This window comes from Janthinobacterium lividum, from assembly GCF_011601275.1.
GTDB lineage: Bacteria > Pseudomonadota > Gammaproteobacteria > Burkholderiales > Burkholderiaceae_D > Janthinobacterium > Janthinobacterium lividum_E.
Map to the genome: position 1 here is coordinate 269,726 of NZ_JAAOLY010000003.1, position 24,905 is coordinate 294,630.

General features: G+C 65.9%; 22 protein-coding genes. 5 read left to right on the forward strand and 17 right to left on the reverse strand.

The annotated features are described in order from the left end of the window. Nucleotides 1-102 precede the first annotated feature (102 nt). The 5 genes from GYK42_RS06495 to GYK42_RS06515 all read left to right on the forward strand — a co-directional run bounded on the left by GYK42_RS06495 (nt 103) and on the right by GYK42_RS06515 (nt 3,915). Nucleotides 103-453, forward strand: a complete 351-nt coding sequence (locus GYK42_RS06495) for a VOC family protein (RefSeq protein WP_046683060.1) — start codon at nt 103-105, stop codon at nt 451-453. 176 nt (nt 454-629) lie between these two features. Then, on the forward strand, nt 630-1,820 hold the full coding sequence (locus GYK42_RS06500; RefSeq protein WP_166446808.1) for an acyl-CoA dehydrogenase family protein: 1,191 nt from the start codon (nt 630-632) through the stop codon (nt 1,818-1,820). A gap of 16 nt (nt 1,821-1,836) precedes the next feature. Further along, the gene (locus GYK42_RS06505; protein ID WP_166446809.1) at nt 1,837-2,982 is read left to right on the forward strand and encodes an acyl-CoA dehydrogenase family protein; all 1,146 of its coding nucleotides are present in this window, start codon (nt 1,837-1,839) and stop codon (nt 2,980-2,982) included. Beyond that, the gene (locus tag GYK42_RS06510; RefSeq protein ID WP_166446810.1) at nt 2,979-3,467 is read left to right on the forward strand and encodes a MaoC family dehydratase; all 489 of its coding nucleotides are present in this window, start codon (nt 2,979-2,981) and stop codon (nt 3,465-3,467) included. The genes GYK42_RS06505 and GYK42_RS06510 overlap by 4 nt, the downstream gene beginning before the upstream one ends. Then, nucleotides 3,460-3,915 carry a MaoC family dehydratase gene (locus tag GYK42_RS06515; RefSeq protein ID WP_166446811.1) on the forward strand — a complete coding sequence of 152 codons (456 nt, stop codon included), beginning with the start codon at nt 3,460-3,462 and terminating at the stop codon, nt 3,913-3,915. The genes GYK42_RS06510 and GYK42_RS06515 overlap by 8 nt, the downstream gene beginning before the upstream one ends. 83 nt (nt 3,916-3,998) lie before the next feature. On the opposite strand, the gene GYK42_RS06520 is transcribed toward GYK42_RS06515, so the two are convergent. The 17 genes from GYK42_RS06520 to GYK42_RS06600 all read right to left on the reverse strand — a co-directional run bounded on the left by GYK42_RS06520 (nt 3,999) and on the right by GYK42_RS06600 (nt 24,810). After that, nucleotides 3,999-4,922, reverse strand: a complete 924-nt coding sequence (locus GYK42_RS06520; RefSeq protein ID WP_346768068.1) for a diguanylate cyclase domain-containing protein — start codon at nt 4,920-4,922, stop codon at nt 3,999-4,001. Further along, entirely contained in the window at nt 4,919-9,406 is a 4,488-nt protein-coding gene (locus GYK42_RS06525) for a PAS domain-containing protein (RefSeq protein ID WP_346768069.1), read from the reverse strand. Before GYK42_RS06525 ends, GYK42_RS06520 begins: the two co-directional genes overlap by 4 nt. A gap of 233 nt (nt 9,407-9,639) precedes the next feature. Beyond that, the gene (locus GYK42_RS06530; protein ID WP_166446812.1) at nt 9,640-10,002 is read right to left on the reverse strand and encodes a NirD/YgiW/YdeI family stress tolerance protein; all 363 of its coding nucleotides are present in this window, start codon (nt 10,000-10,002) and stop codon (nt 9,640-9,642) included. A gap of 27 nt (nt 10,003-10,029) precedes the next feature. After that, entirely contained in the window at nt 10,030-10,602 is a 573-nt protein-coding gene (locus tag GYK42_RS06535) for a prepilin-type N-terminal cleavage/methylation domain-containing protein (protein WP_166446813.1), read from the reverse strand. A gap of 101 nt (nt 10,603-10,703) precedes the next feature. Further along, nucleotides 10,704-11,423 carry a hypothetical protein gene (locus tag GYK42_RS06540; protein ID WP_166446814.1) on the reverse strand — a complete coding sequence of 240 codons (720 nt, stop codon included), beginning with the start codon at nt 11,421-11,423 and terminating at the stop codon, nt 10,704-10,706. Beyond that, a complete protein-coding gene (locus GYK42_RS06545) occupies nt 11,423-12,196 on the reverse strand; it encodes an ABC transporter permease subunit (RefSeq protein WP_166446815.1) in 774 nt (257 codons plus the stop codon). The genes GYK42_RS06540 and GYK42_RS06545 overlap by 1 nt, the downstream gene beginning before the upstream one ends. After that, nucleotides 12,196-12,906, reverse strand: a complete 711-nt coding sequence (locus tag GYK42_RS06550; RefSeq protein WP_166446816.1) for a type II secretion system protein — start codon at nt 12,904-12,906, stop codon at nt 12,196-12,198. Before GYK42_RS06550 ends, GYK42_RS06545 begins: the two co-directional genes overlap by 1 nt. Further along, the gene (locus tag GYK42_RS06555; protein WP_166446817.1) at nt 12,903-13,637 is read right to left on the reverse strand and encodes a hypothetical protein; all 735 of its coding nucleotides are present in this window, start codon (nt 13,635-13,637) and stop codon (nt 12,903-12,905) included. The genes GYK42_RS06550 and GYK42_RS06555 overlap by 4 nt, the downstream gene beginning before the upstream one ends. After that, nucleotides 13,634-14,074 carry a hypothetical protein gene (locus GYK42_RS06560; RefSeq protein ID WP_166446818.1) on the reverse strand — a complete coding sequence of 147 codons (441 nt, stop codon included), beginning with the start codon at nt 14,072-14,074 and terminating at the stop codon, nt 13,634-13,636. The genes GYK42_RS06555 and GYK42_RS06560 overlap by 4 nt, the downstream gene beginning before the upstream one ends. Then, entirely contained in the window at nt 14,071-14,766 is a 696-nt protein-coding gene (locus tag GYK42_RS06565; RefSeq protein WP_235501989.1) for a hypothetical protein, read from the reverse strand. Before GYK42_RS06565 ends, GYK42_RS06560 begins: the two co-directional genes overlap by 4 nt. Then, nucleotides 14,763-16,328 (reverse strand): hypothetical protein, encoded by a 1,566-nt coding sequence (locus tag GYK42_RS06570; RefSeq protein WP_166446819.1) that lies wholly within the window; start codon nt 16,326-16,328, stop codon nt 14,763-14,765. Before GYK42_RS06570 ends, GYK42_RS06565 begins: the two co-directional genes overlap by 4 nt. Before the next feature lie 7 nt (nt 16,329-16,335). After that, the gene (locus GYK42_RS06575) at nt 16,336-17,541 is read right to left on the reverse strand and encodes a type II secretion system F family protein (RefSeq protein ID WP_046683046.1); all 1,206 of its coding nucleotides are present in this window, start codon (nt 17,539-17,541) and stop codon (nt 16,336-16,338) included. Further along, nucleotides 17,541-19,244: a GspE/PulE family protein gene (locus GYK42_RS06580; RefSeq protein ID WP_166446820.1), complete on the reverse strand. Its 1,704-nt coding sequence runs from the start codon at nt 19,242-19,244 to the stop codon at nt 17,541-17,543. The genes GYK42_RS06575 and GYK42_RS06580 overlap by 1 nt, the downstream gene beginning before the upstream one ends. Before the next feature lie 7 nt (nt 19,245-19,251). Continuing rightward, nucleotides 19,252-20,655: a tetratricopeptide repeat protein gene (locus GYK42_RS06585; protein WP_166446821.1), complete on the reverse strand. Its 1,404-nt coding sequence runs from the start codon at nt 20,653-20,655 to the stop codon at nt 19,252-19,254. Further along, complete coding sequence (locus tag GYK42_RS06590; RefSeq protein WP_166446822.1) at nt 20,652-22,604, reverse strand: type II secretion system protein GspD; 1,953 nt, start codon at nt 22,602-22,604, stop codon at nt 20,652-20,654. The genes GYK42_RS06585 and GYK42_RS06590 overlap by 4 nt, the downstream gene beginning before the upstream one ends. Nucleotides 22,605-22,711: 107 nt before the next feature. Next, the gene (locus GYK42_RS06595) at nt 22,712-24,085 is read right to left on the reverse strand and encodes an ExeA family protein (RefSeq protein WP_240943484.1); all 1,374 of its coding nucleotides are present in this window, start codon (nt 24,083-24,085) and stop codon (nt 22,712-22,714) included. After that, nucleotides 24,082-24,810 carry an ABC transporter ATP-binding protein gene (locus GYK42_RS06600; protein ID WP_166446823.1) on the reverse strand — a complete coding sequence of 243 codons (729 nt, stop codon included), beginning with the start codon at nt 24,808-24,810 and terminating at the stop codon, nt 24,082-24,084. The genes GYK42_RS06595 and GYK42_RS06600 overlap by 4 nt, the downstream gene beginning before the upstream one ends. Nucleotides 24,811-24,905: the final 95 nt, after the last annotated feature.

Here is a 24,905-nt window from a genome sequence, read left to right on the forward strand (position 1 = left end):
TGGCAGTTTCGTCTGAAGCGGCCATGCCTGGAGAAGCGGATGACGATATTGAGCAGGTTTGGAAAATAGAGGTCTAAGCTTATATTGACAAGGAGAACAACTATGCAAGTCAAGCGTATCGTTGCAAATTTCCCCGCGTCGGATCCGGGCCTGGCGCGGAAGTTTTACGAGGAAGTGCTGGGGCTGAGCCTGTTGATGGACCACGGCTGGATCATGACGTATGGTTCGCAGACCGAGATGAACGTTCAAGTGAGCTTTGCGACGGAAGGCGGCTCGAACACTGCCGTGCCTGACCTTTCCATTGAAGTCGATGACGTGGATACCGCCTTTGAACGCATGTCTGGAGCCGGGTTTCCCATTGAATATGGCCTCACCGATGAACCTTGGGGTGTCAGGCGGTTTTTCGTGCGCGACCCGTTCGGCAAGCTCATCAATATTCTGTCGCACACATAGACGCGGTCCTACGCCAGCCAGCCGCGCACCGACTTCCCTTGCGCGCCAGCCTCTGTAAAACCCCTGGCGCCACTCCCATTCTGTTGTACAATCCTTGAGAACGGTCGTGCTTTTTTGTGCGCTGAGTTTCCTTGCGTGCAGTCATCACGGCAACCGACAAGAACAAGGAGACAGACATGGACCTGCATTACACGGCCGAGGAGAGCGCCTTCCGCGACACGGTGCGCGCCTTCCTCGACAACCATCTGCCGGCGGATTTGCAGCGCAAGGTGCGCCAGCATCTGCGCCTGAACCGCGACGACTACGTGCGCTGGCACAAGATCGTCGCACAGCAGGGCTGGGCCGCGCCGGCCTGGCCAGTCGAATATGGCGGCACGGGCTGGACGGCCGTGCAGCGCCACATCTGGGAAGAGGAGTGCGCGCGCGCCGCCACGCCGCCGATTTTGCCATTCGGCATCAACATGGTGGCGCCCGTCATCATGGCTTTCGCCAACGCCGAACAAAAAGCATACTACTTGCCGCGCATCCTGAACTGCGACGACTGGTGGTGCCAGGGATATTCCGAGCCGGGCGCCGGTTCCGACCTCGCTTCGCTGAAAACCACGGCCCAGCGCGACGGCGACCATTACATCGTGAATGGTCAGAAAACCTGGACTACCTTGGGCCAGCATGCCGACATGATCTTTTGCCTGGTGCGCACGGACAGCACGGTGCGCAAGCAGGAAGGCATCAGTTTCTTGCTGATCGACATGAAAACGCCGGGCATCACCGTGCGCCCCATCATCATGCTCGATGAAGAACATGAAGTGAACGAAGTCTTCTTCGACAATGTGCGCGTGCCCGTCAACAAGCTGGTGGGCCAGGAAAACAAGGGCTGGACGTACGCCAAGTATCTGCTGGGCCATGAGCGCACGGGCATCGCCGCCGTCGGTCGCTCCAAGCGCGAGCTGACCTTCCTCAAGCAGCTGGCCATGCAGCAAAGCAAGCGCGGTGCGTCGCTGCTGCACGACCCCGCCTTTGCGGCCAAGGTCGCCACTCTGGAAATCGAATTGATGGCGCTGGAAATGACGGTTTTGCGCGTGATCAGTGAAGAAGGCAAGGGGCCGGGACCGCAGGCGTCGATGCTGAAGGTGCGCGGTTCGGAACTGCAGCAGCAGCTGACGGAACTGATGGTCGAAGCCATCGGCCCGCAAGCCTTGCCCTTTGACCCGGATTTTCTTGACGGCAGCGCGCCGCACAGCGCTGGCGGCGACGACCTGGCCGCGCCGCTGGCCGCGTATTACTTCAATTACCGCAAGACATCGATCTATGGCGGCTCGAATGAAATCCAGAAAAACATCATCACGCAGATGATCCTGGGCCTGTAAGCCAGAAGGAGACGACATGGACTTTCAATTTAATCAGGAACAGCAGCAATTCGCCGACGCGCTGCGGCGCTGGGTCGACAAGGATTACCCGTTTGAAACGCGCAAGCAGATCGTCCACTCGGCCACGGGTACCTCCGACGCCGCCTGGGCCACCCTGGCCGAGCTGGGCATGACGGCCTTGCCGCTGCCGGCCGGCGCGGGCGGTTTCGACGGCACGGCCGTCGACATGCTGCTGGTGATGCAGGAACTGGGCCGCGGCCTGGTGGTCGAGCCCTACCTGGCCACCGTGCTGGGCGCGCGCTTCCTGAGCCTGGCGGGCGGCCACGACGGCGTGCTGGAGCAGGTCGCCAGCGGCAGCCTGAAACTGGCTTGCGCGCTGGGCGAGCGCCAGTCGCGCCACGACATGCACGATATCGCCACGACCGCCAAGGCCAGCGGCGACGGTTTCGTGCTCGACGGCGAGAAAACCGTCGTCATCCACGGCGCCCAGGCGGGCGCGCTGATCGTCTCGGCGCGCAGCGGCGGCGGCCAGAGGGATACGGATGGCGTTTCGCTGTTCCTCGTGCCTGTTGACGCGCCCGGCGTTTCCGTGCGCGACTACCGGACCATCGACGGCCAGCGCGCCGCCACCGTCACCCTCGTGCAAGTGGTACTGGGCCACGACACCCTGGTCGGCCAGGCAGGCCAGGGCTGGGCCGTGCTGGACGCGGCGCTCGACTATGGCGCCGCCTTGCTGTGCGCGGAAGCCGTGGGCGCCATGGACGCCATCTTTGCCGCCACCCTCGACTACCTGAAAACGCGTCAGCAGTTCGGTGCGCCGATCGGCAAATTCCAGGCCTTGCAGCACCGCATGGCCGACATGTTCATCCACCTGGAGCAGGCGCGCTCGATGGCCATGCTGGCCGCCGCCAAGGTTGACAGCGAAGATGCGGCCGAGCGGCGCCGCACGGTCTCCGCCGCCAAGGCGAGGGTGGGGCTGGCCGCCACCTTTGTCGGCCAGCAAGCCGTGCAATTGCATGGCGGCATGGGCGTCACGGACGAATTGCCCGCCGCCCACCATTTCAAGCGCTTGAGCATGATCGCCCTGACCCTGGGCGACGTGGACCATCACATCGAGCGCTTTATCGCCCAGCCGGGCTTCTTGCCGACGGAGACCGCATGACCGCATCGCCTGCCATCACCCCGAAACACTGGTATTTCGAAGACTTTACGCAAGGCCTGGAAATCGACCTGGGCCAGCGCCATGTGACGGAGAGGGAAATCATCGCCTTTGCCACGGATTTCGACCCCCAGCCATTCCACGTCGACCATGAGGCCGCCGAAAAGACCATCTTCAAGGGCGTCATCGCCAGCGGCTGGCATACCTGCGGCATGATGATGCGCCTGGTCGTGGACAATCTGCTCAAGCATTCGTCCAGCATGGGCTCGCCCGGCCTGGACAGCATCCGCTGGCTCAAACCCGTGCGCGCGGGCGACACCTTGCAACTGACCTACCAGGTCAAGGAAGTGCGTCCGTCCACGTCGAAGCCGGACCGCGGCATCGTCATTTCCGTATGGAGCGTGCGCAACCAGCATGGCGAAGTGGTCACCACCGTCGAAGGCATGGGCATGTTCGGCCGCCGCCCGGCAGGAGAGCAGCATGCGTGATATCGCTGGCATCGCCGGTTTCCAGGCCCTGGCGGGACAGCACGTGGCCGTTTCCGACTGGCTCACCATCACCCAGCAGCGCATCGACACCTTTGCCGACGCCACGGACGACCATCAGTGGATCCACGTCGACGCGGAGCGCTGCGCACGCGAGTCGCCGTACGGCTGCACCGTGGCGCACGGCTTCCTGACGTTATCGCTGCTGCCGGCCATGTTGCAGGGAGCCTTGCACATGGCCGGCATCCGCATGGCCATCAATTATGGCTTGAATAAAGTGCGCTTTCCCGCCCCCGTGCCCATGGGCAGCCGCCTGCGCGCGCGGCTTGACATCCTGTCCGTCGACGACTTGCCGGAAGGGGCGCAAGTGAACTGGGCCGTCACCATGGAAAGGGAAGGCGACACCAAACCCGTGTGCGTGGCGGAGTTTTTGATGCGCTGCTATCCCTGAGGGATAAGCCTGGCTACGCCGCGCAGGTCGGGGTAGGTCGGCTTAGCCCGCAGAGCGTAAGCCGACGCAGGCGCGCCTCCTCTTCACTCCCCCGCCGACGCGCAATACCTGTCCCGTCCCGTATGCTTGGCGCGGTACAGCAGGGCGTCGGCGGCACGGATCAGGGCGCTCGGGTCCATGCCTTCCGTGGGCATGACGCTGGCCATGCCCAGGCTGACGGTGACGTGCGGGCCGGCGCTCGATCTGGCGTGGGGAATCTGCAACGCGCGCACTTCGTCGAGGATGCGCTGGGCCACCACTTCGGCGCCGTCGCGCGTTTCCTGCGGCAGCAGGATGATGAATTCCTCGCCGCCGTAGCGCGCCAGCAGGTCGGGCGGGCGCACGGCGCAGCGGCGCAGGGCGGCGCTCACCTGTTGCAGGCACAGGTCGCCCGCCTGGTGGCCATACGTATCGTTGTAATCCTTGAAGTGGTCGATATCGGCCATGATCAAGGCCATCGGCACGCCGTCGCGCGCGCAGCGCCTCCATTCGCTGTCCATCGTGTCGTTGAAACTGCGCCGGTTGGCCACGCCCGTCAGCGAATCCGTCAGCGACAGTTCGCGCATGGCGTCGGCTTGCCGCTTGATGGTCAGCTGGCTGCGCACGCGCGCCCGCACGACGGCCGCGTTGAACGGTTTCGTGATGAAATCGACGGCGCCCGCTTCCAGCGCCCGCGTTTCGTCCTCGGGCTGGTTCAGGGCCGTGACGAAGATGACGGGGATGGCGCTGAGGATGGTCGATTCGCGCAGCGCGTTGCACACGGCATAGCCATCCATGCCGGGCATGACGGCGTCGAGCAGGATCAGGTCCGGTAGTTGATTATGTGCAATTTCCAGCGCCTTCTCGCCGCTCAGGGCGAACAGCACGTCGTGTTCCTCGCGCAGCAGCTGGTGCAGAATCTGGATGTTTTCCATGGCGTCATCGACGATGAGGATGCGCCCGTTCATGGCAAGGTTGGTCCAGCTCACTTGTTTTCCTCTCGTTTCAGCTGATCGAGCACGAGTTTTTCCGCTGCGGAAAAGTTCAGTGTCTCGATCGCGTTTGCCAGCGCCAGGGCCGCTTCCCGGTCTGATTGTTGTAGGGCGGGGTGCAGGGCGTGGAATCGGGCCAGCGCCTTCAGGTTATTGTTGCGGATCAGGACGAGCAGGTCGGCCAGGCCGGCGCGCAGGTCGAGCGGTGCGCTGCCGGGCGCGGCTTGTGCCGGCTGGCCGCGTCGCAAGGGCGAGGGCAGGGCGCGCGCCGCTTCGATGACTTCGGCCATCGCCAGTTCCAGCTGTCCCAGCAAGGCGGCGGTAGCTTGCGAAGCGCCCCCGTGCAGCGATTTTTCCGCGTCGCCGGCCAGGCTGGCGACGCGCGTGGCGCCCAGGTTGGCCGCCACGCCGCACACGCGGTGCAGCAGTTGCGCCGCCTGCCGCGTCTGGCCAGCGGCCAATAGGCGCCCGGTTTCCTCGACGGCGTCGCCTTGCGAATTTTCAAAGCGCTTGAGCAGGGCCAGGAAGGCGCCGTAATCGCCGCCGAAGCGGTGCAGGGCCGCGGCCAGGTCGATGCCTGGCACCATGGCCGGCACATCGGGCATCCACGCGGCGGCATTGTCGGCCGCAATGGCACCGCCGCCAGTGGCCGCGCCCGGCGGCGCCGGCACCAGCCGGGTCAGGGTCTCGATCATGTCGTCGACATCGATGGGCTTGGCCACGTGCGCATTCATGCCGCTGGCAATGGCGCGCAGGCGGTCCTCGTCCATGGCGTTGGCCGTCATGGCGACGATGGGCAAGTCCGGCAAGCCCAGCGCGCGGATGGCCAGGGTCGCGTCGTAGCCATTCATGACGGGCATCTGCAAATCCATCAGCACCACGTCCCACGCTTGCGGGCTGTGCGCCAGCATGTCGACGGCCAGCCTGCCGTTGGCCGCCACGGCCACGCGCGCGCCCGAGTGCAGCAGGATGTACTGCGCCACTTCCTGGTTGATTTCATTGTCTTCCACCAGCAGGACGCGCATGCCTTCCAGCAAGCCCGACAAGGGCGTGGAAACGGGCAGCACGGATGGCGCGCTGCGGCCGTTGCGTCCATCCCGCACGGCCATGACGGCCGCCAGCAGGCGCGCCGGGGTGGCCGGTTTCGAAACGATGCCGGCCAGCATCAAGCTGTCGGCCAGGCGTTCGAGGTTTTCGCTGTCCTGGTCGGCCACCAGCATGATCACGGGCGGCAGCGCCAGGTGTTCGTCGGTGCGCGCCTCGGTGAGCATGGAAATGCCATCCATGCCCGGCATGGCCGCGTCCAGCAGCACAAGGTCCGCCGCCCGTTCGCCGCCGGCATGCTTGCGCAGCAGGGCCAGGCCGGCCGCGCCGCTGTCGGCGCTGCGGCTGTGCCAGCCCTGCGCCGCGCACCAGTCTTCCAGCATGGCGCGCACGCTGGCGTTATCGTCGATGATCAGCAGCGACAGCTCCCTGGGCGCGCCCTTGCCGGGCGCCTCTGGCGGTGGCGCCACCTTGTCGAAGCGGCAGCTGAAACGGAAGTCGGAACCTACGCCCAGCGTGCTTTTCACGCTGAGCTGGCCGCCCATCAATTCCACCATGCGCCGGCAGATGGCCAACCCCAGTCCCGTGCCGCCGTATTTGCGGCTGGTGCCGCTGTCGCCTTGGGAAAACGCGTCGAAGATGTGCTCCTGCTCGGCCGCGCCGATGCCGATGCCTGTGTCGCGCACGGAAAACTCGAGCGTCGCGCCGGCCGCATCCTCGGCCGCCATGGCGATGGACAGCACCACTTCGCCATGCGCGGTGAACTTGACGGCGTTGCCCATCAGGTTGATGAGGATCTGTTCCATGCGCAGGGCGTCGCCGATCAGTTCGTCGGGCACGCGCGGGTCGAGCACGAACACGGGCTCCACGCCGCGCGCCCAGGCGCTGCTGGCCAGCAGCACGCCCACGCTGCCCAGCATGCGTTCGAGCTGGAAGCGGCGCTGTTCCAGCACCATCTGCCCCGCCTCGATTTTGGAAAAATCGAGCACGTCGTTGACGATGTTGAGCAGCGACTGCGTGGCCATCTGGATCTTGCCCACATAGCTGCGCTCGCGCCGTTCCAGCGGCGACTCTTCCAGCAGGCGCGCCAGGCCGATGATGGCGTTCATCGGCGTGCGGATTTCATGGCTCATGTTGGCGACGAATTCGCTCTTCGCCGTACTGGCCGCCTCGGCCTTGTCGCGCGCGCGCACCATTTGTTCGTTGAGTTCGTGCAGACGCAATTCCGTGCGCTTGAGTTCGGACACGTCCGAGGCCAGCACGAAGAAGCCGCGCACGCCGCCGCCATCGTCGACATCGGGAATGTAGTTGGTCCACGTGTGGCACACCTGGCCCGTGGGGTCGAGCAGGTCGCGCTCGAAGCTTTGCGGCCGGCCCGCCAGAACGCCCTCGACATGGGGCGCATACACGTCGAACAGTTCCTGCCCCAGCAATTCGCTCATGTGGATGCCGGCCAGTTCGGCGCTGCTGCGGCCAAACCATTCGTTATAGAAATTATTTGCGAAGCGGCAACGCAGATCGGCGCCCCAGTACGACACCATGCCGGGCAGGTTGTCGGTGACGGTGCGGATGAAGCGCTCGCTCTGTTCCAGGCGCAAGGTGGTGGCGTGCAGCACCTCGGTGGCGCGCTTGCGTTCCGTGATGTCGATCGACACCCCCAGCACGTGGCTGGCGCGCCCCGCGTCGTCGCGCAGGACCACCTTGCGCGTGGTGAAGTGGCGCGTCGTGCCGTCGGCCGTGTTGATCGCCTCCTGTTCGATTTCCACCATCTGCCCCGTGGCCAGCAGCTTGCGGTCGGCGCTGACGAAGGCGGACGCCTGCTGCGGCGGGAAGAAATCGTGGTCCGTCTTGCCCAGCAATTGCTCGCGCGAACGTCCCAGGGTCAGTTCCGCGTGGCGGTTGATCATTTCAAAGCTCAGCTTGTCGGCACGCTTGACGAAGACCATGGCCGGGATGTTTTCGATGATGGTGCCGAACAGGTGTTTCGAACGGCGAAACTCCGCTTCGCTGCGCTTGCGTTCGCTAATGTCCAGCCACAGGCCCGATACCCCCAGCAACTGCTGCTCGGGGCCGAAGATCGGGTGATACGAGACGACCCAGTGGCTCAGCTGCTCGCGTTGCTGCCCGCCATGGCCTTGCAATTCGAGGTCGACGATGGGTAATCCCGTTTCGAGCACCTGGCGCACGCAGCGCTCCACCTCCAGGCGCACGGCGTCGTCGAACAGCATGGCGCCCACGGGACGGCCCAGATGCTGCGCCACGCTGGCCCCGTGGATGGCGGCCAGGTAGTGGTTGATCATGACGATGCGCAAGTCCAGGCCCACGAACAGCATGCCGATGGGCGCCGTCGCGTACACGGTTTCCAGCAGGCGCGTGGATTTTTCCAGGGCCAGCGTGCGTTCTGCCACCAGGCTTTCGAGCTGCGTGCGGTGGCGCCGCAAGTCGCGTTCCAGCGCGCCCAGGGCGCTTGCCATGTCGGCCGATTCGCGGTCCGCGTGGCGGTTCGAGAGCAGGGGCTTGCCTTGCGCCAGCGCGTGGATCTGCTGCGTCAGTTCGTGCAGGGTGCGGGCCAGGCGGCCGCCCACGCGCCAGGCCAGGGCAAAGCCGGCGCCCAGCAGCAGGGCCAGGATGAGGGAACCGGTGACCACGGAGCCCAGCAGGGCTTCGGCCACCGTGCTGGTGCGCATGGTGACGGCGACCGTCCAGGCGTCATCCGGCGCGCGGCGAAAGCCCGTATACACGTCGAGGCCTTCCAGGGTGGCATGGCGCAGCACGCCTTCGCGCGCCTGGCGTATCTGCTCGAGCAGGGGCGCCACGGTGCGCTGGCCTACGTAACGCTGCGGCGCCAGGGTGCGCGCCACGTTGATGCCGTCGGCATTGACGATGGCCGCGCCCAGGTAGGCGGGCAGGTGCAGCTCGCGCAGCAGCACGGGCAGGTAGTCGGGCGGGTAAAGCGCCGTCAGCACATAGGCGGCACCCTTGTCGCGCGGCAAGGGTTGGTTCAGGGCCAGCCGCGGCAGCTCGTCCGGCGCCGTCAGCAAACTGGTCAGCCGAGGCTTGCCGTGGTCGCGCGTGCGCTCCATGCTGGCGGCCCATTTTTGCGGCAACGGTGGCGGCGCCTGGCTGGCGGGCAGGGATGTATTGATCAGCTGACGGCCCTTGGCGTCGGACACGATGAAGGCGCTGACGGCCAGGCCCGGCTGCAGCAGGCTGCCGGCCAGGGCGCGCAGGGCGTCGATGTCGTCGTTTTGCAGGGCGGGCGAGGCGGCCAGGATGCGCGCGGCCATCTGCGCACCGCTCAAGTCGCGTTCGACGGCGGCGGCGACGGCGCGCGCCGCCTGCGCCGTTTCGTTGACGACATGGTCGCGTTCGCGCGTGTAACTTTGCGCCACAAGCAGGAGAAAAACGAGTGCCGTCGGAATGACCCAGGCAAGCACCAGCCATGAAATTCTTGAGCGTATCGAAGGCAAATCTTGCACCCGGAAAGCTCCCAGAATGGATGAGTCGACAGGCAGGCTGACGCTGGCGCTGGCTGACCTAGAATGAAAAGATGCTAGACGAAATTGATTGTTCTGACAAGCCTAGTTTCTGTAATGGAAAAAAGGTTGCGCAAGGCATACAGAGGAGGGGTGACGCCCATCCCGCCGCGGCGGCGGGATGGCAAGGAAACTTACGGAACCACGGTCAGCACGTCGACATCGATTTCCGGGCTTTCCATGAAATCTTTTTCCACTTCGCCACGGATTTCCACGCGGGTCCTGGCGTCGATCTTGCGGTTCATGAAGACCTTGTCGTCGATGTCCACGCGGATTTCCGCCGTGCCGTCGGAGAACGTATATTTCTCGTTGCCCACTTTGCGCAGCAGGTTGCCGCGCAGCACGACGGCCTGGTCGTCGACGGGATTTTTCAGGATGGCGGCCACATTGCCGGGCGCGGCCGGGCCGGCCGTCGGTCCCACGTATTGGGCGTGCGCGCTGCCGGCCAGCAAGGCGCAGGCGGCCAGGGAGACGATGAGTGTGCGGTGCGGTGACATGGTATTCCTTCGATAGTGACTTGCGGCTTAGAAAAAGACGGCGGTGCGGGGGACGATAGCACCGGCATTGCCATAGGGCATGTTCGCCCGGACGCTGCCCGTGCTGGCCACACCATCGTCGAGTTTGCTGTCGATCTGCTCCGCGTAGCTCTCGGGCAGGTTGTCGAAACGGATGCCGTTGCCGGCCCGGCCGCCCACTTCGTCGTTGTACAGGTAGACGGCGCCCCCTTGGGCGCTGGTCATGAATTGCGAAGTGCCGTTGAACGAGCCGGTGATGAAGCCGCCCAGCGCCAGGTGCTGCGGCGCCAAGGTGAATTCGCGCGGCTGGCCGTCGCCGATCTGGCCGTCGCCATTGCCGTTGCCGGCCGAATTGGGCACGTGCACGGTGCCTTGGAGATCGTCGCCGGGCAGGGCGCGGAACTTGTCCTGGTAGGCGTTGACGGCGGCCGTCAGCGCATTCGACTGCTGGATGATGTTTTTCACCTTGGCGCTGTCGATCAAGCCTTGCCCCTTGAGCACGCCGCCGAGCAGCAAGCCGATGATGACCAGGACGATGGCGATTTCTACGAGGGTAAAGCCGTGCTGGCGGCGTGGGAGCATGGGATTTCCTTGGAAAAAAGTGCTGGTGCTAGGTATGGCAGCTTCAGGATGGCAGTTTACTGCAAATGATGCCGCGCGCGCATGGCATTTCGGACGGCGGCTCATGGCGCCGCCTGTTTCTTTTTGGCCAGTTCATCGAGCTTGCGCGCGAGAAAAGCGAGCTCGTGCGGGTCGCTGATCTGGCCGCTGGCGATCAGGCCGCCGATCACGAGGCGGGCGCTGTCGAGCTGGTCCATGTCTTCCAGGATGAACGCTTCCATTTCGCGCACCCATGTCGGCACGTGCGGCCCCGTCGCCAGATGGCGCAACGCGCGCGCATAGTCGAGCGCCAGCGGCAGGTCGTGCAACTGGTGCTTGGCCACCAGCACCGCCTGCGCCATGGCGGGCCAGCGGTGCTGCGGGTCGGCCGCGAAGCTGGCGGCGACAAAGGCCAGCATGCGCCGCGCGCGCTGCGGGTCGGCCACGCCCGCATACACCTCGCTGGCGGCGACCAGCGCGTAGCGGCTGCGCGGATCGAGCGTTTGCGCCGTCTCCAGCCAGCCGGCCAGGCGGTCATAGTCGAGCGCGCGCCACGGCAGGCTGACGCCGGGCTGGTCTTCGAACGACTGCAGGTATAGCAGCATCGCCTTCGACATGGCCAGCGGCTCGCCCAGGCTGGCCAGGCGCGCCACGCCAGCTGGCGGCGCGGCGGGCAAGGGCTGCGCCTGTGCGGGCGCGTGCTGCTGCGCCAGGCGCCAGTCCAGCTGCATCAGCAGGCATGCCGCCAGCAGCCAGCACAGGGGACGCGGCACGCTGGTCCAGGGGCGCTGGGCGGCGGCCATCAAATGTTCCTGCGGTAAAAGTCGCACAGCGCGCAGCTGGCCAGCAAGGCCACATAAATAGCCGTTTGCGCCGCCACGCCGGCCAGGGCTGGCCAGTCGCCCGTCGCGTACAGCAGCCATTCCGTGCGCGTAAAGGCGTCGAGGCGGGGCAGCAGCAGTGCCAGCACGTCGATGGCGCCAGCCGTGGCCCGTTGCGGCCAGGAATCGCCCGCCTGCGGGCCGTGCGCCAGCAGTTGCAAACTGCCCAGCATGCGCGCCAGCACATAAAAGCCGCCCGTGGCGGCCAGCGCCGGCAGGGCCTGCTGCAAGCTGGCCGCGCACAGCAGGCTGAAGGCGGCGACGATCCACAATTCTCCCAGCAAGGACAGAGCCCACAGCGCGCTTTGCGCGGGTGCGGCGAACAGCGCCATCAACAGGCCGAACAGCACGGCGGGCACGGCCGCCAGCGCCCCGTAGCCCAGCAGTTTGCCCAGCAGGTAGGCTGCGCGCGGCATGGGTAGCGCCAGCAGCAATTCGAGGCCCCGCTCGGCCGCTTCGCGCGCCATGCTGGTGATGATGAATGTGGCCAGCAGGAAGACGCCGGCCAGGCGCAGGGCAGCGGCCAGCAGGGACGCCTGCACGGCGCCGCTTTCCGTCAGCGCCAGTTGTTGCAGGAAGCCGGCCAGGCCGGCCGCGGCGCAGGCGGCCAGCAGGAACAGCCACGGCAGGCGGCTGCGCAGCGCTTCGAGCAGCGTGTAGCGGGCGATGGTGAGGGCGGGCCGGAGCATGGGCATCAGCGGGGCAGCCTTTGCGCCGCCACCATGCGGTTGAACAGGATGTTGGGCGACAGCCAGACGACGATATCGTCGAACTCGCCGCCTGGCTGCTGCGGGCCGCTGGCGGCGCGGCTGATGAAGGTGGTGGCGTTCGATGCATTATTGCGCTCGTCGACATTGTTGCCGAAAGGCACAGCCTGGCGCTGGCCCTGCACGCCCATGGCGCCAAAGCCGTTTTTTCCGTGCGACATGATCATGGCGGGGATGTCGCTCAAGGCCGTCGCCTGCAGCAGCGCGCCGCCATTGCGCGTGACGATGCTGATGTCGCGCGGCGTGCCCAGGTGGAACTGCTGCTCGCTGTCGCTGAAGGCCGGCGTGACGCTGTAGCGGAACAGATGGTTCCAGCTGTCGCCCGGAAGCAACCCCAGGGTGGCCCAGGGCAGGAAGCCGGCGCGTTTTTCTCCTGTGCAGCGCGTGCCGCGCCGGTCTTCCAGGCCGTTCATGGCGGAGATGGCGGGACATGGCAGGTAGCCGTAGCGCAACGCGTAACCCGTCAGCGCTTCCTTCGCTTCATTCAGCGCTTGTTGCGTCTCGGCTACCTTGCGCTGTTCCAGCTGCACCGTCAACGGCGTGACGAGGCCGCCTATCATCAGGCCGACGATGACGAGCACGATGGCGATCTCGATCAGGGAAAAGCCGGCCTGGCGGCGCGGATGGAGGGCGCTCATGGCAGGTTGCGCGCGGCGCGCATGCGTTGGTACAGGGTAGGCAAGGTAATCCAGGTCAGCATGTCGTCAAAGGCGCCGCCGGGCAGCGTGGCCAGCCCGGTGGCCGGGCGGGTAATGAAGCTGCGGCTGGCGCTGTCGTTGGCCGCTTCATCGATATTGCCGCGCGCCGTATTGATCTGCGTCACGCCGCTGGCGGCCGTGCCGTGATGATCCTTGCCTTGCGAGAACAACACGGCAGGCAGGCATTGGGCGCTGACGTCGCACAGCGCCTGGCCCGCCACGAAGGCGAATTCGCCGCGCCCGTCGCGCGTCACAACGACTCTGTTGGCGACGGCGGAAAACGAGACGATGGGCGCGCGCGCCATTTCCGGCGTGACGCTGTAGCGCAGCAGCTTGCCCCAGGCATCCACGCCGCCCACGCCCAGCGCTACCCACGGCAAAAAGCCGCTGCAGTCGGTGTCGTCGGCGCAGTCGGCGGCCCGTTCGCGCCCATCGAGCGCGGAGGCGGCAGGGCGGGGCAGGCGGCCATTGGTCGCCGCAAAGCCCAGCAAGGCGTCGCGCGCCTGCGCCAGGGTGGCCAGGGTGCGCTGCTGGCGTTCGGCTTCGCCCGTGTTGCGCCCGAAGGCGCTGATCAGCAGGCTGGCCGCGCCCAGGCCCAGCACGGCCACCAGCAGCAACAGGGCGGCGCCGCGCTGGCGACGAGGTTGACGATGCGGTTGGCGCGGCGTCATGGCTGGCCCTCCTGCGCTTCGGTAACCGTGCCGCTGGCCGGATCGTAGCGCTGGCCGGGTTTCAGCAGCACCACCTGGCCGTTCGACAGGCGCAAGGTCAGGGTGCCGGGCGCGCCCGATTTGCCGCGCGCGAGACGGTTGTGCGGCTCGTTCTGCGCTTCCTGGTTCAGCCAGACGGTAGAGCGGCCGCTGCTGCGCTGTACCACGCCATTCAATTCCACGGGCGGGGCGGGCGACGGCGGCGGCGGCGGAGATGGGGGCGCCGCCAGGGCCGGATCGGGCGCTGGCGGGCCGTAGCGCTGCGCGTCGAGCTGGGCGCGCTGCTCGGGTGACAGGAACAAGCGCCCCAGCTGCGGTGACTGTGCCTGGGCCGTGAGCGCGGCGCCAGCCAGCAGCGCGTACAGGACGCAGGCGCGCAGGACGAGTGCGGGCTTCATGGCCGCCCCGGCACGGGCGCGCTGCCCAATGTCAGCCACAGCAGCTCGCATTCGGCGCCCAATGTGGGCGTTGCAACACCGCCGCTGCCCGGCCCGGCTGCGGCCGCGGCGGCCGCATGACGCTTGAGCGAGCAATCCTGCACGGCGAAATAGCCGGCCTGGCGCAAATCGTCCAGCAGGTTCAGCAAATCCATCTCGTGCAGCAAATCCATTTGCAGGCGCATGCGGCTGCCGCGTAGCTGATATTGTCCCATCACCATGGGCAGCGGCACTTGCAGCCCTTGCTGCGGACTGATGTCATAGCTGATCGGCAGCAGTTTGCGCTGTTCCTGGCTGCGGCGGATGGCGTCGATCCAGGCCAGGCGGTTTTCCTCGCCGATCAGGCCGCGCCGGCCCAGGGCCAGGAATTGCGGTTCGTAGGCGCGGATTTCCTGCTTCTCCGCCTCCGCGTGGTTGAACAGCATGGCGGCCGCCGAACGCGTGCGCTGGGCCAGGTCCAGTTGCTGCGCTTCGCGCTCGCGGTAGGCGATGCTCAGGCTCAGCAGCACCAGGCTGGCCAGCATGGTCAGCGTAAAGCACAGCAGGGCGCGGCGTATCAGGTGCAGTTCACCCAGCCAGGCGGGCAGGGTGCGCGCGGACGTGGCGGTTCGCTGCATGCCGGGCAGGGGCGGCTGCTTGACGGGGCCGCTCATGGCTGCCACGCGAGCAGAAGGGTGAAGCGGGCCTGGCTGGCCACGGCCGGCACGGCGCTCTTGCCGGACAGGGCCACGCTGGGGCGCAGGTCGATCGGCGTTTCCTCGATCGTCACTTGCAAGCCCGGCTGGCGCGCCAGGGTTTGCGCGAAGGCCGTGATGGCTGCCAGGGCCGCGCGGTAATCGTTGTTCGGCATGGCCACGTCCGCTTCCAGGCGCAGCGCCTGCGGCGGCGCGACGGGAATGCCGGCCAGGGCGCTGCCGGTCGGCGCGCCCGTACTTTGCTGCTGTTGCGGCGCCTGATTGCTGGCCGTGCGCGCGGGCGCCTGACCCGCATGCCAGTGCAGCTGGCCCAGCGCCACCTGCGGCGCCTGGTCCAGCGCGGCGCTCAGCATGCCCAGCAGGCGGCCCGGTTCCGGCGCCTGGCTGGCGATCATGTGGCCCAGGGTCACGGCCACTTTCATGTTCTGCGTCTTGGCCGGCGCCGGCGGCTGGGTCGACATGACGCTGCGGTAGCGCTCCTGGTAGGACGCCGTTTCCTGCGCCAGGCGCGCGATGGTGGCCCCGTTGGCTATGCCGCCGAGCAAGTTAATCGCGCACCACAGGGCTGCCGACGCGCCGATCAGCGTGCTGGCGCCATACAGCGTCTTGCGCGCGCGCTGGAAGTGGTAATAGCGGGCCAGCGCGCCGGGCGGATAGTGGCTGGACGGCGGATGCTTGCCCAGCAAGGTCAGCAGCAATTCGTCGGCCAGCGCCGGCGTCCGGCGCAAGCCCACCCGTTCGCCGGCCAGTTGCAGGTCGATGAAGTGGTAAGCCACTTCGACGCCGTTATCACACAGCAGTTCGAGCTTGGCAATTTGCGGCGCAGGTGCCAGGATGACGGTATTCAAGACGTCGCCGCGCGCCAGCATGCGCGTGCTGGTGAGAAATTGCCGCGTCTTTTCCGTTTCCAGCGCAATATTCACGGCCACGCCGTCGAGCGCGATGGTGGCCGTCTGGCGCGAAAAGCGCAGCTGGCCCTTTTCATAGTAACTTTGCCGCAAGCCGCCCGATTGCTGCGTCACCAGCAGCAAGTGCTCATGCGCGATCGACAGTTTTTTGACCAGCGCGATACTCAGCAGGCTGGTCGAATAGATGCCGGCGACGGGCACGCGCAGGTGTTCGAGCGCCTCCGTCCACGGCTGCAGCAGAGACGGGTTGGTCAGGGCGAAGAACAGCACCTGGTCGTCGTGGCGGCCCGTGTTTTCGCGGCCCAGCAGGGTGCTGCCCCGGTAGGGCGTGTCGCGGTGCAATTGCTGCTTGCGCCGCTCCAGCAGGGCTCGGCCCGCCTTGCCGCGCACGTGGGGCAGCAGCTGGCGCTGGAAATCTTCCTCGATCAAGTCCGTCAGCAGGTAGGCGGGCACGTCGAGACGGTGCGCCTGAGGATCTTCCAGCCACGCGGCGAAACCGTCCAGCCCGGCCGCGCTGGCGGGAAAGACCTGGCCCTGGCCCAGCACGCCGTGGTCCCAGTCGTAGGCGCACAGGGCGTCGCTGGTGATGTAGAGTAATTGTTTGCGGAACACGGCGGCCTCAGGTCTTGATTGTACTGATGGTGTCGTAAATCGGCCCCAGCACCGACAGCATGATCCAGCCCAGCAGCAGGCCCAGGATGACCGTCATGGTCGGCTCGATCATGGCTTGCACTTTTTCAATCAATTCCTTCACTTCGCGGTTGTAAAAGTAACTGACATTGCGCAAGGCCGTATCGAGCGAACCCGTTGCCTCGCCCACCTTCAGCATGCGGATCACCAGCGGCGGGAAGATGCCTGTGTGCTGGAAGGCGGCGGTCACGCCGTAGCCCTCGCTGATCAGCTGCGCGGCGCGGCGCAGGCCGGCCGCCACCACCTGGTTGCCGGCGATGCCTTCGGACAAGCGGATGCATTCGAGTATCGTGATGCCGGAAGCATACATCAGGGCGAAAAACGTGGCGAAGCGGGCCAGGATGATCTTGTGCAGCACGGGTCCGACCAGCCACAGTCGCAGCTTCAAGCCATCCCAGGCATAGCGGGCTGCCTCGCTGCGGCGGATGAGGGCGCGCAAGCCGAAGAACAGCAGCACGGGCAAGGCCAGCAGCACATACCAGTAATCGATGAATACATTCGACACGAAAATGAGCACGCGCGTGTGCAGGGGCAGTTCGCCGCCCATGTTGCGGATGAAGGCCGTCAACTGCGGGACCAGATAGATCATCAGGAAAAACGTCACGGCCGCCACGACGATGGCGACGATGATCGGGTACATGACGATCTTGCGCGTCTGCGACGCCAGTTCGTCCTGCCATTTTAAGCTTTCCGACAGGTTCTTGAAGACTTCGGCGATCTTGCCGCTCTGTTCGCCCGCCAGTATCAGGCTGGTGAACGTGGCGTCGAAAATGTCGCCATGCTGGGCCAGCGCGCCCGACAGGGGCAAGCCGCCCTCGATGCTTTCGATCAGATCCGTGACGACTTCGCGCAGGCGCGGGTGGTCCGTGCTTTCGCGCAAGTCGTTCAAGCCTTCCAGGATGGGCACGCCCGCGCCCGTCAATTGCTCCATGTGGAAGCAGAAATTGATCAGGTCGCGGCGGTGGATGACCCGCTTGCCCAGCAGTACCAGGTACTGGCCCGTGATCTTGCAGTCGATGAGGTCGAGCTGCATGCGGTGCAGGCGCGCTTCCAGGTCCGGCACGTTGGCCGCCTCCATGCTGCCGGGAATCAATGTGCCGGCGGCATCCATGGCGCGGTAGACATATTGCGCCATCAGGCCAGCCTTTCCGTCAGGTCGACCACGCGGCCCACTTCTTCCAGGGTGGTGACGCCTTCGAGCACGCGGCGCATGCCGTCGTCGACGAGGCCCTTGAAGCCGGCCGCGCGCGCCGCATTCTTCAATTCGCGGCTGCTGGCGCGGCGCGCCGTCAATTCATCGAGCTCGGCCGTCATCTTGAGAATTTCCATGATGGCCAGACGGCCCTTGTAGCCCTGGTGCGCGCAGCGCTCGCAACCGACGGCGCGGCAGATGGACACGGGCGCATCGTCCGTTGCCAGGCCCAGCAGGCGGCGCTCGACGTCGTCGGCGATCACGGTTTCCTTGCAATGCGGACACAAACGGCGCACGAGGCGCTGCGCCACGATGCCGATGATGTTGCCGGCCATGATGTCGGGCAGGATGCCGATGTCGAGCAGGCGCGCGACGGAACCGATGGCCGAGCTCGTATGCAGGGTGGAATACACCTGGTGGCCCGTCATGGCGGCGGCAAAAGCCATTTCCGCCGTTTCGCGGTCGCGGATCTCGCCAACTAAAATGATGTCCGGGTCTTGCCGCATCATCGAGCGGATGCCGTCGGCAAAGCCCAGCTTGACGGAGTCGTTGACGGAGGTCTGGCGTATCATGTTCATCGGATACTCGACCGGGTCCTCCAGGGTCATGATGTTGACGCTTTCCGTATTGATATGGTTGAGTATCGAATACAGGGTCGTGGTCTTGCCGCTGCCCGTCGGGCCCGTCACGAGGATGACGCCGTCCGGCCGCGCGATCATGAGTTTGAGCAGGTTCAGTTCCGCCTCGGCCAGGCCCAGAGAGTCCAGCGGCACGATGCCTTTTTGCCGGTCCAGCACGCGCAGCACGACGTTTTCGCCATGCGTGGTGGGCTGCGCCGACGCGCGGAAGTCGATTTGCCGACCGGAAAACTTGATGCTGATGCGTCCATCCTGCGGCGCGCGCGCTTCGGCGATATTCATGTTTGACATCACCTTCAGGCGCACGGCCATGGCCGGCCAGTACGATTTGTGCAGGCTGCGGATTTGCCGCAGGATGCCGTCGATGCGGTAGCGGATGCGCAGGAACGACTGCTCCGGCTCGAAATGGATGTCCGACGCGCCGTTCTGCACGGCGTCGGCCAGCAGCGCGTCGATCAGGCGCACCATGGGCTGGCTGTACTCGTCCGACGGCGACGCCATGCTTTGATAGCTGACTTCGCCCGTTTCGATCTCGTGCAGGATGCCGTCGATCGACAGTTCAAAACCATAGTACTGGTCGATGGCGCGGGAAATGTCGGATTCGTTGACGAGCACGGTGGAAATCGTGATGCCCTTGACCAGCATGGCGCTGATCTGGTCGAGCGCGACGATGTTGCTGGTGTCGGCCATGGCCAGGATCAGGTTGTCCGCCTGCCGCTCGTAGACGATGGGGAAGACGCGGTAGCGCTTGGCCACGTCCTTCGGGATCAGTTTCAAGGCGATGGCGTCGACCACCAGACTCGACAGGTCGGCGCTGACCTGTTTCAGGTTCTCGCTGAGCGCCTCGCGCACGGTGGCTTCCGTGACGAAGCCCAGGGTGATCAGCAGCTTGCCCAGCGGTTCGCTGCTGCGCCGCTGCTCGATCAGGGCGATGCGCAGCTGGTCTTCGCTGATCACGCCTTTCTGGATCAGTAATTTGCCCAGCGGAAGTTTTGCCTGTTCTGCCATGTAATGCTTATTCCTGACGAGGTGTGATGGTGATGGCCGGGTCAGCCTGGGCCGCCGGCGCGGGGGCCGCCAGTTCGCGCAAACGCGTTTGCACGACGGCCTGGTCGAACGCGGCGGGCGTGGTTTGCGCCAGGGCCAAGGCGCGCTGGTAGTACGTGGCGGCCAGTTTCGGCTGGTTCAGCCGGTCCAGGCCCACGGCCAGGTTGAAGGCATAGTCAGGATTGCCGGGCGCGGCGCTGTAGGCGCGGAAAAATTGCTGCTGCGCTTCGTTCCAGCGGCGCTGCTTGGCATACACATTGCCCAGTGCAAACAGCACGGGGCCGCTGTCGGGGGTGCGCGCCAGGATGGCTTTCAGTTTTGCTTCGCTCTGCACGACGTCGCCCTGGCGCAGGCCGATAAGGCCGGCCAGCGCTACGCCATCATCGGGATTGATTTCCAGCAAACGCACGTACAGCGACGCCGCCTGCGCGCCCTGGTTCTCGCGCTGGGCCACGGCCGCCAGGCCCAGCAGTGCGTCGCGGTTGTTGGCATCCTGCCGCAGCACGCTTTCATATTGCTGGCGCGCCGCGCCCAGCTGGCCCCCGTTGAAGGCCTGGTAGGCTTGCTGCACGCCGGGGTTGATTTGCGGCGCCGTATCGTTGCGTACTACCTGGATCTGGCTGTTGTCGGGCGCGGCCACCGGTGGCAGACTGGGCGGAGCAGGCGGCTGCAGTTGCGCCAGCTGGGCGGCCACGGCCGCTTGCGCGGCGGCCTGGATCATCGCCTGCTGTTCCGCCGCGCCGGCTGGCTGGCGCTGTTCGCGCGGCACGTCCTGCGGCAGCGGCGAGGGCGCCGGGGCTTCCGGCTGAGCGCCGCCGCTTCCGGGCACCACCACGATGGGACCGGCAACGCCGGCCGTTCCCGGGGCGTCCGTCAGCGGCATGGGTACGCCGGGCAGGTTGGCGCCCGCGCCGGGGCTGCTGCTGGCGCGCCAGTACCAGTACGCCATGGAACCGGCCACCAGCAGCAGGATCGCCAGCAGCACGGCCAGGCGCACGGTGGCCGGGTCGACGCTGATGGGGCCGGCAGGGCCTTTCGGCGGCGGATTGCTGCGGCTGGCGCGGGGTTTGACGGGCGGCGGTTCCGGACGGGCGCGCGGCGGCTCGGGGGGCGGGCCAGCTTGCGGACCGGACTGCGCGCCACTGGGCTCGGGCGGCGGCGCGGGAGCGTCCGGCAGCGGTTCCAGGCGCAAGGTGCTTGCCGGCTGCACGGGCGGCGGTGTAACTGGCGCGGGACGCGGCGGCAGGGCGTCGGCCGGCGCCAGTTCCAGCACCTGGTCGTAGGCTTCGGACGGCTTTTCCAGTTCCTCGTCGGAAAGGCTGTTCTGCTTGGCGCGCTCGGCTTTCTTGAGCGCCTGCATCAGCAAGCTCATGGGACGTCTCCCTGCAGGCGTGCCTGCGGCTGGATGGCCGGCGCCGGCACGCCTTCCGTGTACGGCTGGCTGTTGAGCGGCGCCTGGCCGGGCAGCAAATAACGGTAGTCGCGGTAATCGCCATCGATGCTGGCATCCTTGACCACGACGGGGCGCATGAAGATCACCAGTTCCGTCTTGCTGCTTGCCTCGTTACGATAGGTAAACAGATTGCCGACCAGCGGCAGGCTGGACAGGCCCGGTACGCCATCCTTGGCATTGTCGACGGAATCCTGCATCAGGCCGCCCATCACGGCGATCTGACCATTGCCTACTTTCATGATCGACTCCAGCTCGCGGGCCTGGATCACGGGCACCTTGCTGATCACGCTGGCCGTGGCCAGGGCCGGATTCGGGTCTTGCACGTAGCCGACGATGCGCGTGATGGTGGGGCGCACGTTCAGGGTCACTTCATCGCTGTCGGAAATTTGCGGCGTGACGCTCATGACGAAGCCGACGGGCACCGTTTCCAGCTTCGATTCATAGGTGGCGGGCGTGGTGATGGTGCCCGTCGAGCTGACCACGGCAGGCGTCACCTTGATGGTAAAGAAGACATTGTTGTCGACCACCTTCAGCATGGCCGTCTGATTGTTGAGCACGCTGATCTTCGGGCTGGACAGTACCTTCACCTTGCCGAACGATTCGAGCAGCTGGATGGTGGTCCTGAAACTGTCCTTCAGGTAATCGAGCACGAAGATGCCGGGCGTGGAGCCAGGCGTGACGCCGCTGCTGAGCGCCTGGGTGCCCACCTGCTTCTGCGTCAGGCTCAGGCTGCCCGTCAGGCGCGACCAGTTGATGCCTTGCTGGTATTCATTGCTCAGGCGCACCTCGAGAATGGTGGCCTCGATCAGTACTTGCCGCTTGGCGCTGTGCAATACCGCGTCGAGGAATTCGGCGACTTTTTCGTGCTGGCGGCCCGTAGCCCGCACGGCGATCAAGCCGCCTTCCACGTTGACGACCACCGACGACGGGCTGCCCTTGTTGGCCAGTTTCAGCAGCGGCATGCCGTTCGCATCGAGCGGCTGGCCAGGATTCGCGTTCTGGATGGGCGCCTGCTGCTGGCCTGGCGCATACTGGCCGCCAGTCTGCATCGGCGCCTGGCTGCCGTATTGATTGCCGACCTGATTCTGCTGCTGGCCTTGCTGAATTTGCTGTCCCTGCTGTCCCGGCTGCCCCTGCTGGCCGGGCATGCTCGTCAATTGCTGGTTCAGCTGCGCCAGCGGGTCCACCTGCACGTCGTTGAGCGTGGTCTCGCGCAGCAGGTCGCGGATATTCTTTTCCAGGCTGTACCAGAAATTATTCTCCGAACGATTCACGACCAGGGTGGTTGAATTGTTATTGCCATTGCCGCCGCTGCCTTGCGTGTTGCCAACGGGGTTGCTGGCGTTGTTGGAGCCGCCGCCCGCCGTGGAAATTTGCGTGGCGATATTCACGCTGCTGTTGGTGCTGCGCGCCATGTTGACGTAATCGACCTTGTAATTGCGCCACACGGGCGCATCGGGCAGCACCGTCAGGTTCTTGCCATCGATTTCGTAGCGCATATCGACTTGCTTGCCGATACGCGTCAGCAATTGCGGCAGGGTCTGGTCCAGCGCATTCAGGGTGACGCTGCCTTCGATCTGCGGGTGGATGTCGATATTCATGCCCGCGTCGCGCGCCAGCGCAAACAGCAGCGATTGCACCTGCACCTTGTGCACGGTGACGCTGTAGGTTTCCACTTTGGGCGCGGGCAGCGGCGCTGCCAGCGCGCTGCTTTGCTGCACCGGTTCGGGAATGGCGCCGACGGGGCGGGGCGGGGCATTGAGGTGGGCAGGCGACAGCGGCGTTTGATGCGTGGCGCAGCCGGACAGCGTGGTGCTGCAGGCGAGGGCGACCCAGGAGGCCAGCACAGGAATAGGGTGTTGATTCATGAAAAGTTCGCCCTTGAAGTCGTGTTGTGCTTTTGTAATTTTACCCAGCATGATCGCCTAAAAGCAATCGGCTGTGCGGGCCAGGGTGGCAATATACCGAAATAAAGTCAGGGGAGGCCACGCCCCGTTTTTGCCGGGGTCATGGCTTTCATTTCCGTGCGGATACTATCTATGTCGCTCAGCAATATTTTCTGTGGCGACGTGGGTGCCAGCCTCGTCCAGACAGCTTCGGCGCTGGCCCGGTCGGCGAAGCTGCCGTAGACGATGTCCAGCCGTGCGGTGGCGTTCGCGGGCGCAGCGCCAGGCAGGCGAAACACGTGGACGTCGCGCAGGCCGATGGCTTGCTGCGCCTGCCGCAGGAAAGTTTCCGCCGCGGCAGTTTCGCTGGCGGGCAGGCTGGCGATGTGCAGCACCAGTTGCTGTGGTCCTTGCCTTGCCAGCCAGTTGCGCGATTCTGCCAGCTTGCTGTCGAGCAGCGTCGAGGCTGCTGGCAGCGCTGGCAACGGTGCAGCTGGAACTGTTGCCTGGCCCGGCGCCAGCCATTGCCACAGCAGCGCAGCGGCCAGCAGCAGCATCAGCGCGCTCAAGGCGCCCGCCAGCAGCTTACCCGCATGCCAGGGCGGGCGGTGGAAGGGACTGTCGGCAATGGCCAGGCGCACGTGGCGCGCGCCGATTTCCTGCGCATCATCGGCAAACGCGGCCAGCAGGGCCTTGTCGGCCAGGATATTGACCCTGCGCACGATGCCCTGCGCCGCGCGCGCTAGCCGGCGCAGCGCGGCCGGCGTGAAGACGAGCGGCGCCGTGCGGCCGGCGGCGGCCAGGCGGCAGGCCAGATAATCGTTCAGCAAGGCTTGCGGCAGGCGCGGCACGGTGAAACTGTGGGTGATGCGTTCCTTCAATTGGCGGAACTGGGGCAAGTCCAGCGTGTGCTGCAATTCCGGCTGGCCGAACAGGACGATTTGCAGCAGCTTGTGGCTGGCCGTTTCCAGGTTCGTCAGCAGGCGCAGCGCTTCCAGGGTGGCGCCCGGCATGGCTTGCGCTTCTTCGGCCAGCAGCACCACCTGGCGCCCGGCCGCGTGCCGGGCGATCAGCTCGCCGTGCAGGGCGCGCAGCACGGCGTCGGTGCGGCAACTGTCCAGTGCCAGGCCCAGTTCCGCGGCGATGGCGTGCAGGACTTCGTCCGGCTCCAGGCGGGGATTGAGCAAATACAGTACGTCGACCCGGGGCGGCAGGCGCTCGGCCAGCATGCGGCACAGCATGGTCTTGCCGCTGCCCACTTCGCCCGTCAGCTTGATGATGCCTTCGCCTTGCGTGACGGCATACAGCAGCGCATCGAGCAGTTCACCCCGTGTATTGCCCGTATAAAAGAAGGCCGGGTCCGGCGTGATGCCGAACGGCGCCGTGCGCAAGCCGAAATGGCGCAGATACATGCCGTGCGGCGACGGCGCGTAGTGGCTGGCGATCTGTGTGTCGGCGTTCATGCAGCGATGCAATTGAGAAAAGCCTGCTCCAGGCTGGCGTCGGCCGCACCGCCATGGCGGGCGCGGCATTCGGCGGGCGTGCCTGTAAACACGATGCGGCCCGCATGCAGGATGCCCATGCGGTCGCACAATTCTTCCACGTCAGCCAGCGCATGCGAGGTGAGCAGGGCGCCGCGGCCCTGCGCGCGCGCTTGCCGCAGCACGTGCTTGAATTGCGCGCGCGCCTTCGGGTCGAGTCCGCTCATCGGTTCATCGAGCACCAGTTGCCGCTTACCCGACAGCAGGCAGGCGGCCAGCCCCAGTTTCTGCATCATGCCTTTCGAATAGTCGCGCGCGGGGCGCAGCAGGGCGTCCGGCGCCAGGTCCAGTGCGCCCGCGACTTGCTGCAAGGCTTGCGCATCGGGGCGTACGTCGTGCAGGCGCGACAGGTAGCGCAGGAAATCGCCGCCCGTCAGGTAATACGGCGCCTGGAAACGTTCCGGCAGAAACGACAGCGGCTGGCGCGCCGCGCCGTGCCGGTGCGGCTGGCCGAAAATGGCGATGTCTCCCCGCTCGGGCGTGCAAAAGTCGAGCAGGCATTTCAGCAGGGAAGTCTTGCCCGCGCCATTCACGCCGACCAGGCCGAACAGTTCCCCCGCACGCACTTGCAGGTCAACGCCGCGCAGCACGGCGCTGCCCGCCAATTGCAGATGCACGTTGTGGAACTCGATGGCGCAGGCGTTCATAGGGGCAATGGTCGGCAGGGAGGACGGGGAACGACCGCCATTATTGCCATGGGCGCAGGCGGGCGGCAAGCGTTTCCTTGCAGTGTGTTGAAATG

What these genes read in the sequence shown, in the direction of transcription:
- GYK42_RS06495 (WP_046683060.1), top strand. Translation starts at nt 103, where the DNA reads ATGCAAGTCAAGCGTATCGTTGCAAATTTCCCCGCGTCGGATCCGGGC.
- GYK42_RS06500 (WP_166446808.1), top strand. Translation starts at nt 630, where the DNA reads ATGGACCTGCATTACACGGCCGAGGAGAGCGCCTTCCGCGACACGGTG.
- GYK42_RS06505 (WP_166446809.1), top strand. Translation starts at nt 1,837, where the DNA reads ATGGACTTTCAATTTAATCAGGAACAGCAGCAATTCGCCGACGCGCTG.
- GYK42_RS06510 (WP_166446810.1), top strand. Translation starts at nt 2,979, where the DNA reads ATGACCGCATCGCCTGCCATCACCCCGAAACACTGGTATTTCGAAGAC.
- GYK42_RS06515 (WP_166446811.1), top strand. Translation starts at nt 3,460, where the DNA reads ATGCGTGATATCGCTGGCATCGCCGGTTTCCAGGCCCTGGCGGGACAG.
- GYK42_RS06530 (WP_166446812.1), bottom strand. Translation starts at nt 10,002, where the DNA reads ATGTCACCGCACCGCACACTCATCGTCTCCCTGGCCGCCTGCGCCTTG.
- GYK42_RS06535 (WP_166446813.1), bottom strand. Translation starts at nt 10,602, where the DNA reads ATGCTCCCACGCCGCCAGCACGGCTTTACCCTCGTAGAAATCGCCATC.
- GYK42_RS06540 (WP_166446814.1), bottom strand. Translation starts at nt 11,423, where the DNA reads ATGGCCGCCGCCCAGCGCCCCTGGACCAGCGTGCCGCGTCCCCTGTGC.
- GYK42_RS06545 (WP_166446815.1), bottom strand. Translation starts at nt 12,196, where the DNA reads ATGCCCATGCTCCGGCCCGCCCTCACCATCGCCCGCTACACGCTGCTC.
- GYK42_RS06550 (WP_166446816.1), bottom strand. Translation starts at nt 12,906, where the DNA reads ATGAGCGCCCTCCATCCGCGCCGCCAGGCCGGCTTTTCCCTGATCGAG.
- GYK42_RS06555 (WP_166446817.1), bottom strand. Translation starts at nt 13,637, where the DNA reads ATGACGCCGCGCCAACCGCATCGTCAACCTCGTCGCCAGCGCGGCGCC.
- GYK42_RS06560 (WP_166446818.1), bottom strand. Translation starts at nt 14,074, where the DNA reads ATGAAGCCCGCACTCGTCCTGCGCGCCTGCGTCCTGTACGCGCTGCTG.
- GYK42_RS06565 (WP_235501989.1), bottom strand. Translation starts at nt 14,766, where the DNA reads ATGAGCGGCCCCGTCAAGCAGCCGCCCCTGCCCGGCATGCAGCGAACC.
- GYK42_RS06575 (WP_046683046.1), bottom strand. Translation starts at nt 17,541, where the DNA reads ATGGCGCAATATGTCTACCGCGCCATGGATGCCGCCGGCACATTGATT.
- GYK42_RS06580 (WP_166446820.1), bottom strand. Translation starts at nt 19,244, where the DNA reads ATGGCAGAACAGGCAAAACTTCCGCTGGGCAAATTACTGATCCAGAAA.
- GYK42_RS06585 (WP_166446821.1), bottom strand. Translation starts at nt 20,655, where the DNA reads ATGAGCTTGCTGATGCAGGCGCTCAAGAAAGCCGAGCGCGCCAAGCAG.
- GYK42_RS06590 (WP_166446822.1), bottom strand. Translation starts at nt 22,604, where the DNA reads ATGAATCAACACCCTATTCCTGTGCTGGCCTCCTGGGTCGCCCTCGCC.
- GYK42_RS06595 (WP_240943484.1), bottom strand. Translation starts at nt 24,085, where the DNA reads ATGAACGCCGACACACAGATCGCCAGCCACTACGCGCCGTCGCCGCAC.
- GYK42_RS06600 (WP_166446823.1), bottom strand. Translation starts at nt 24,810, where the DNA reads ATGAACGCCTGCGCCATCGAGTTCCACAACGTGCATCTGCAATTGGCG.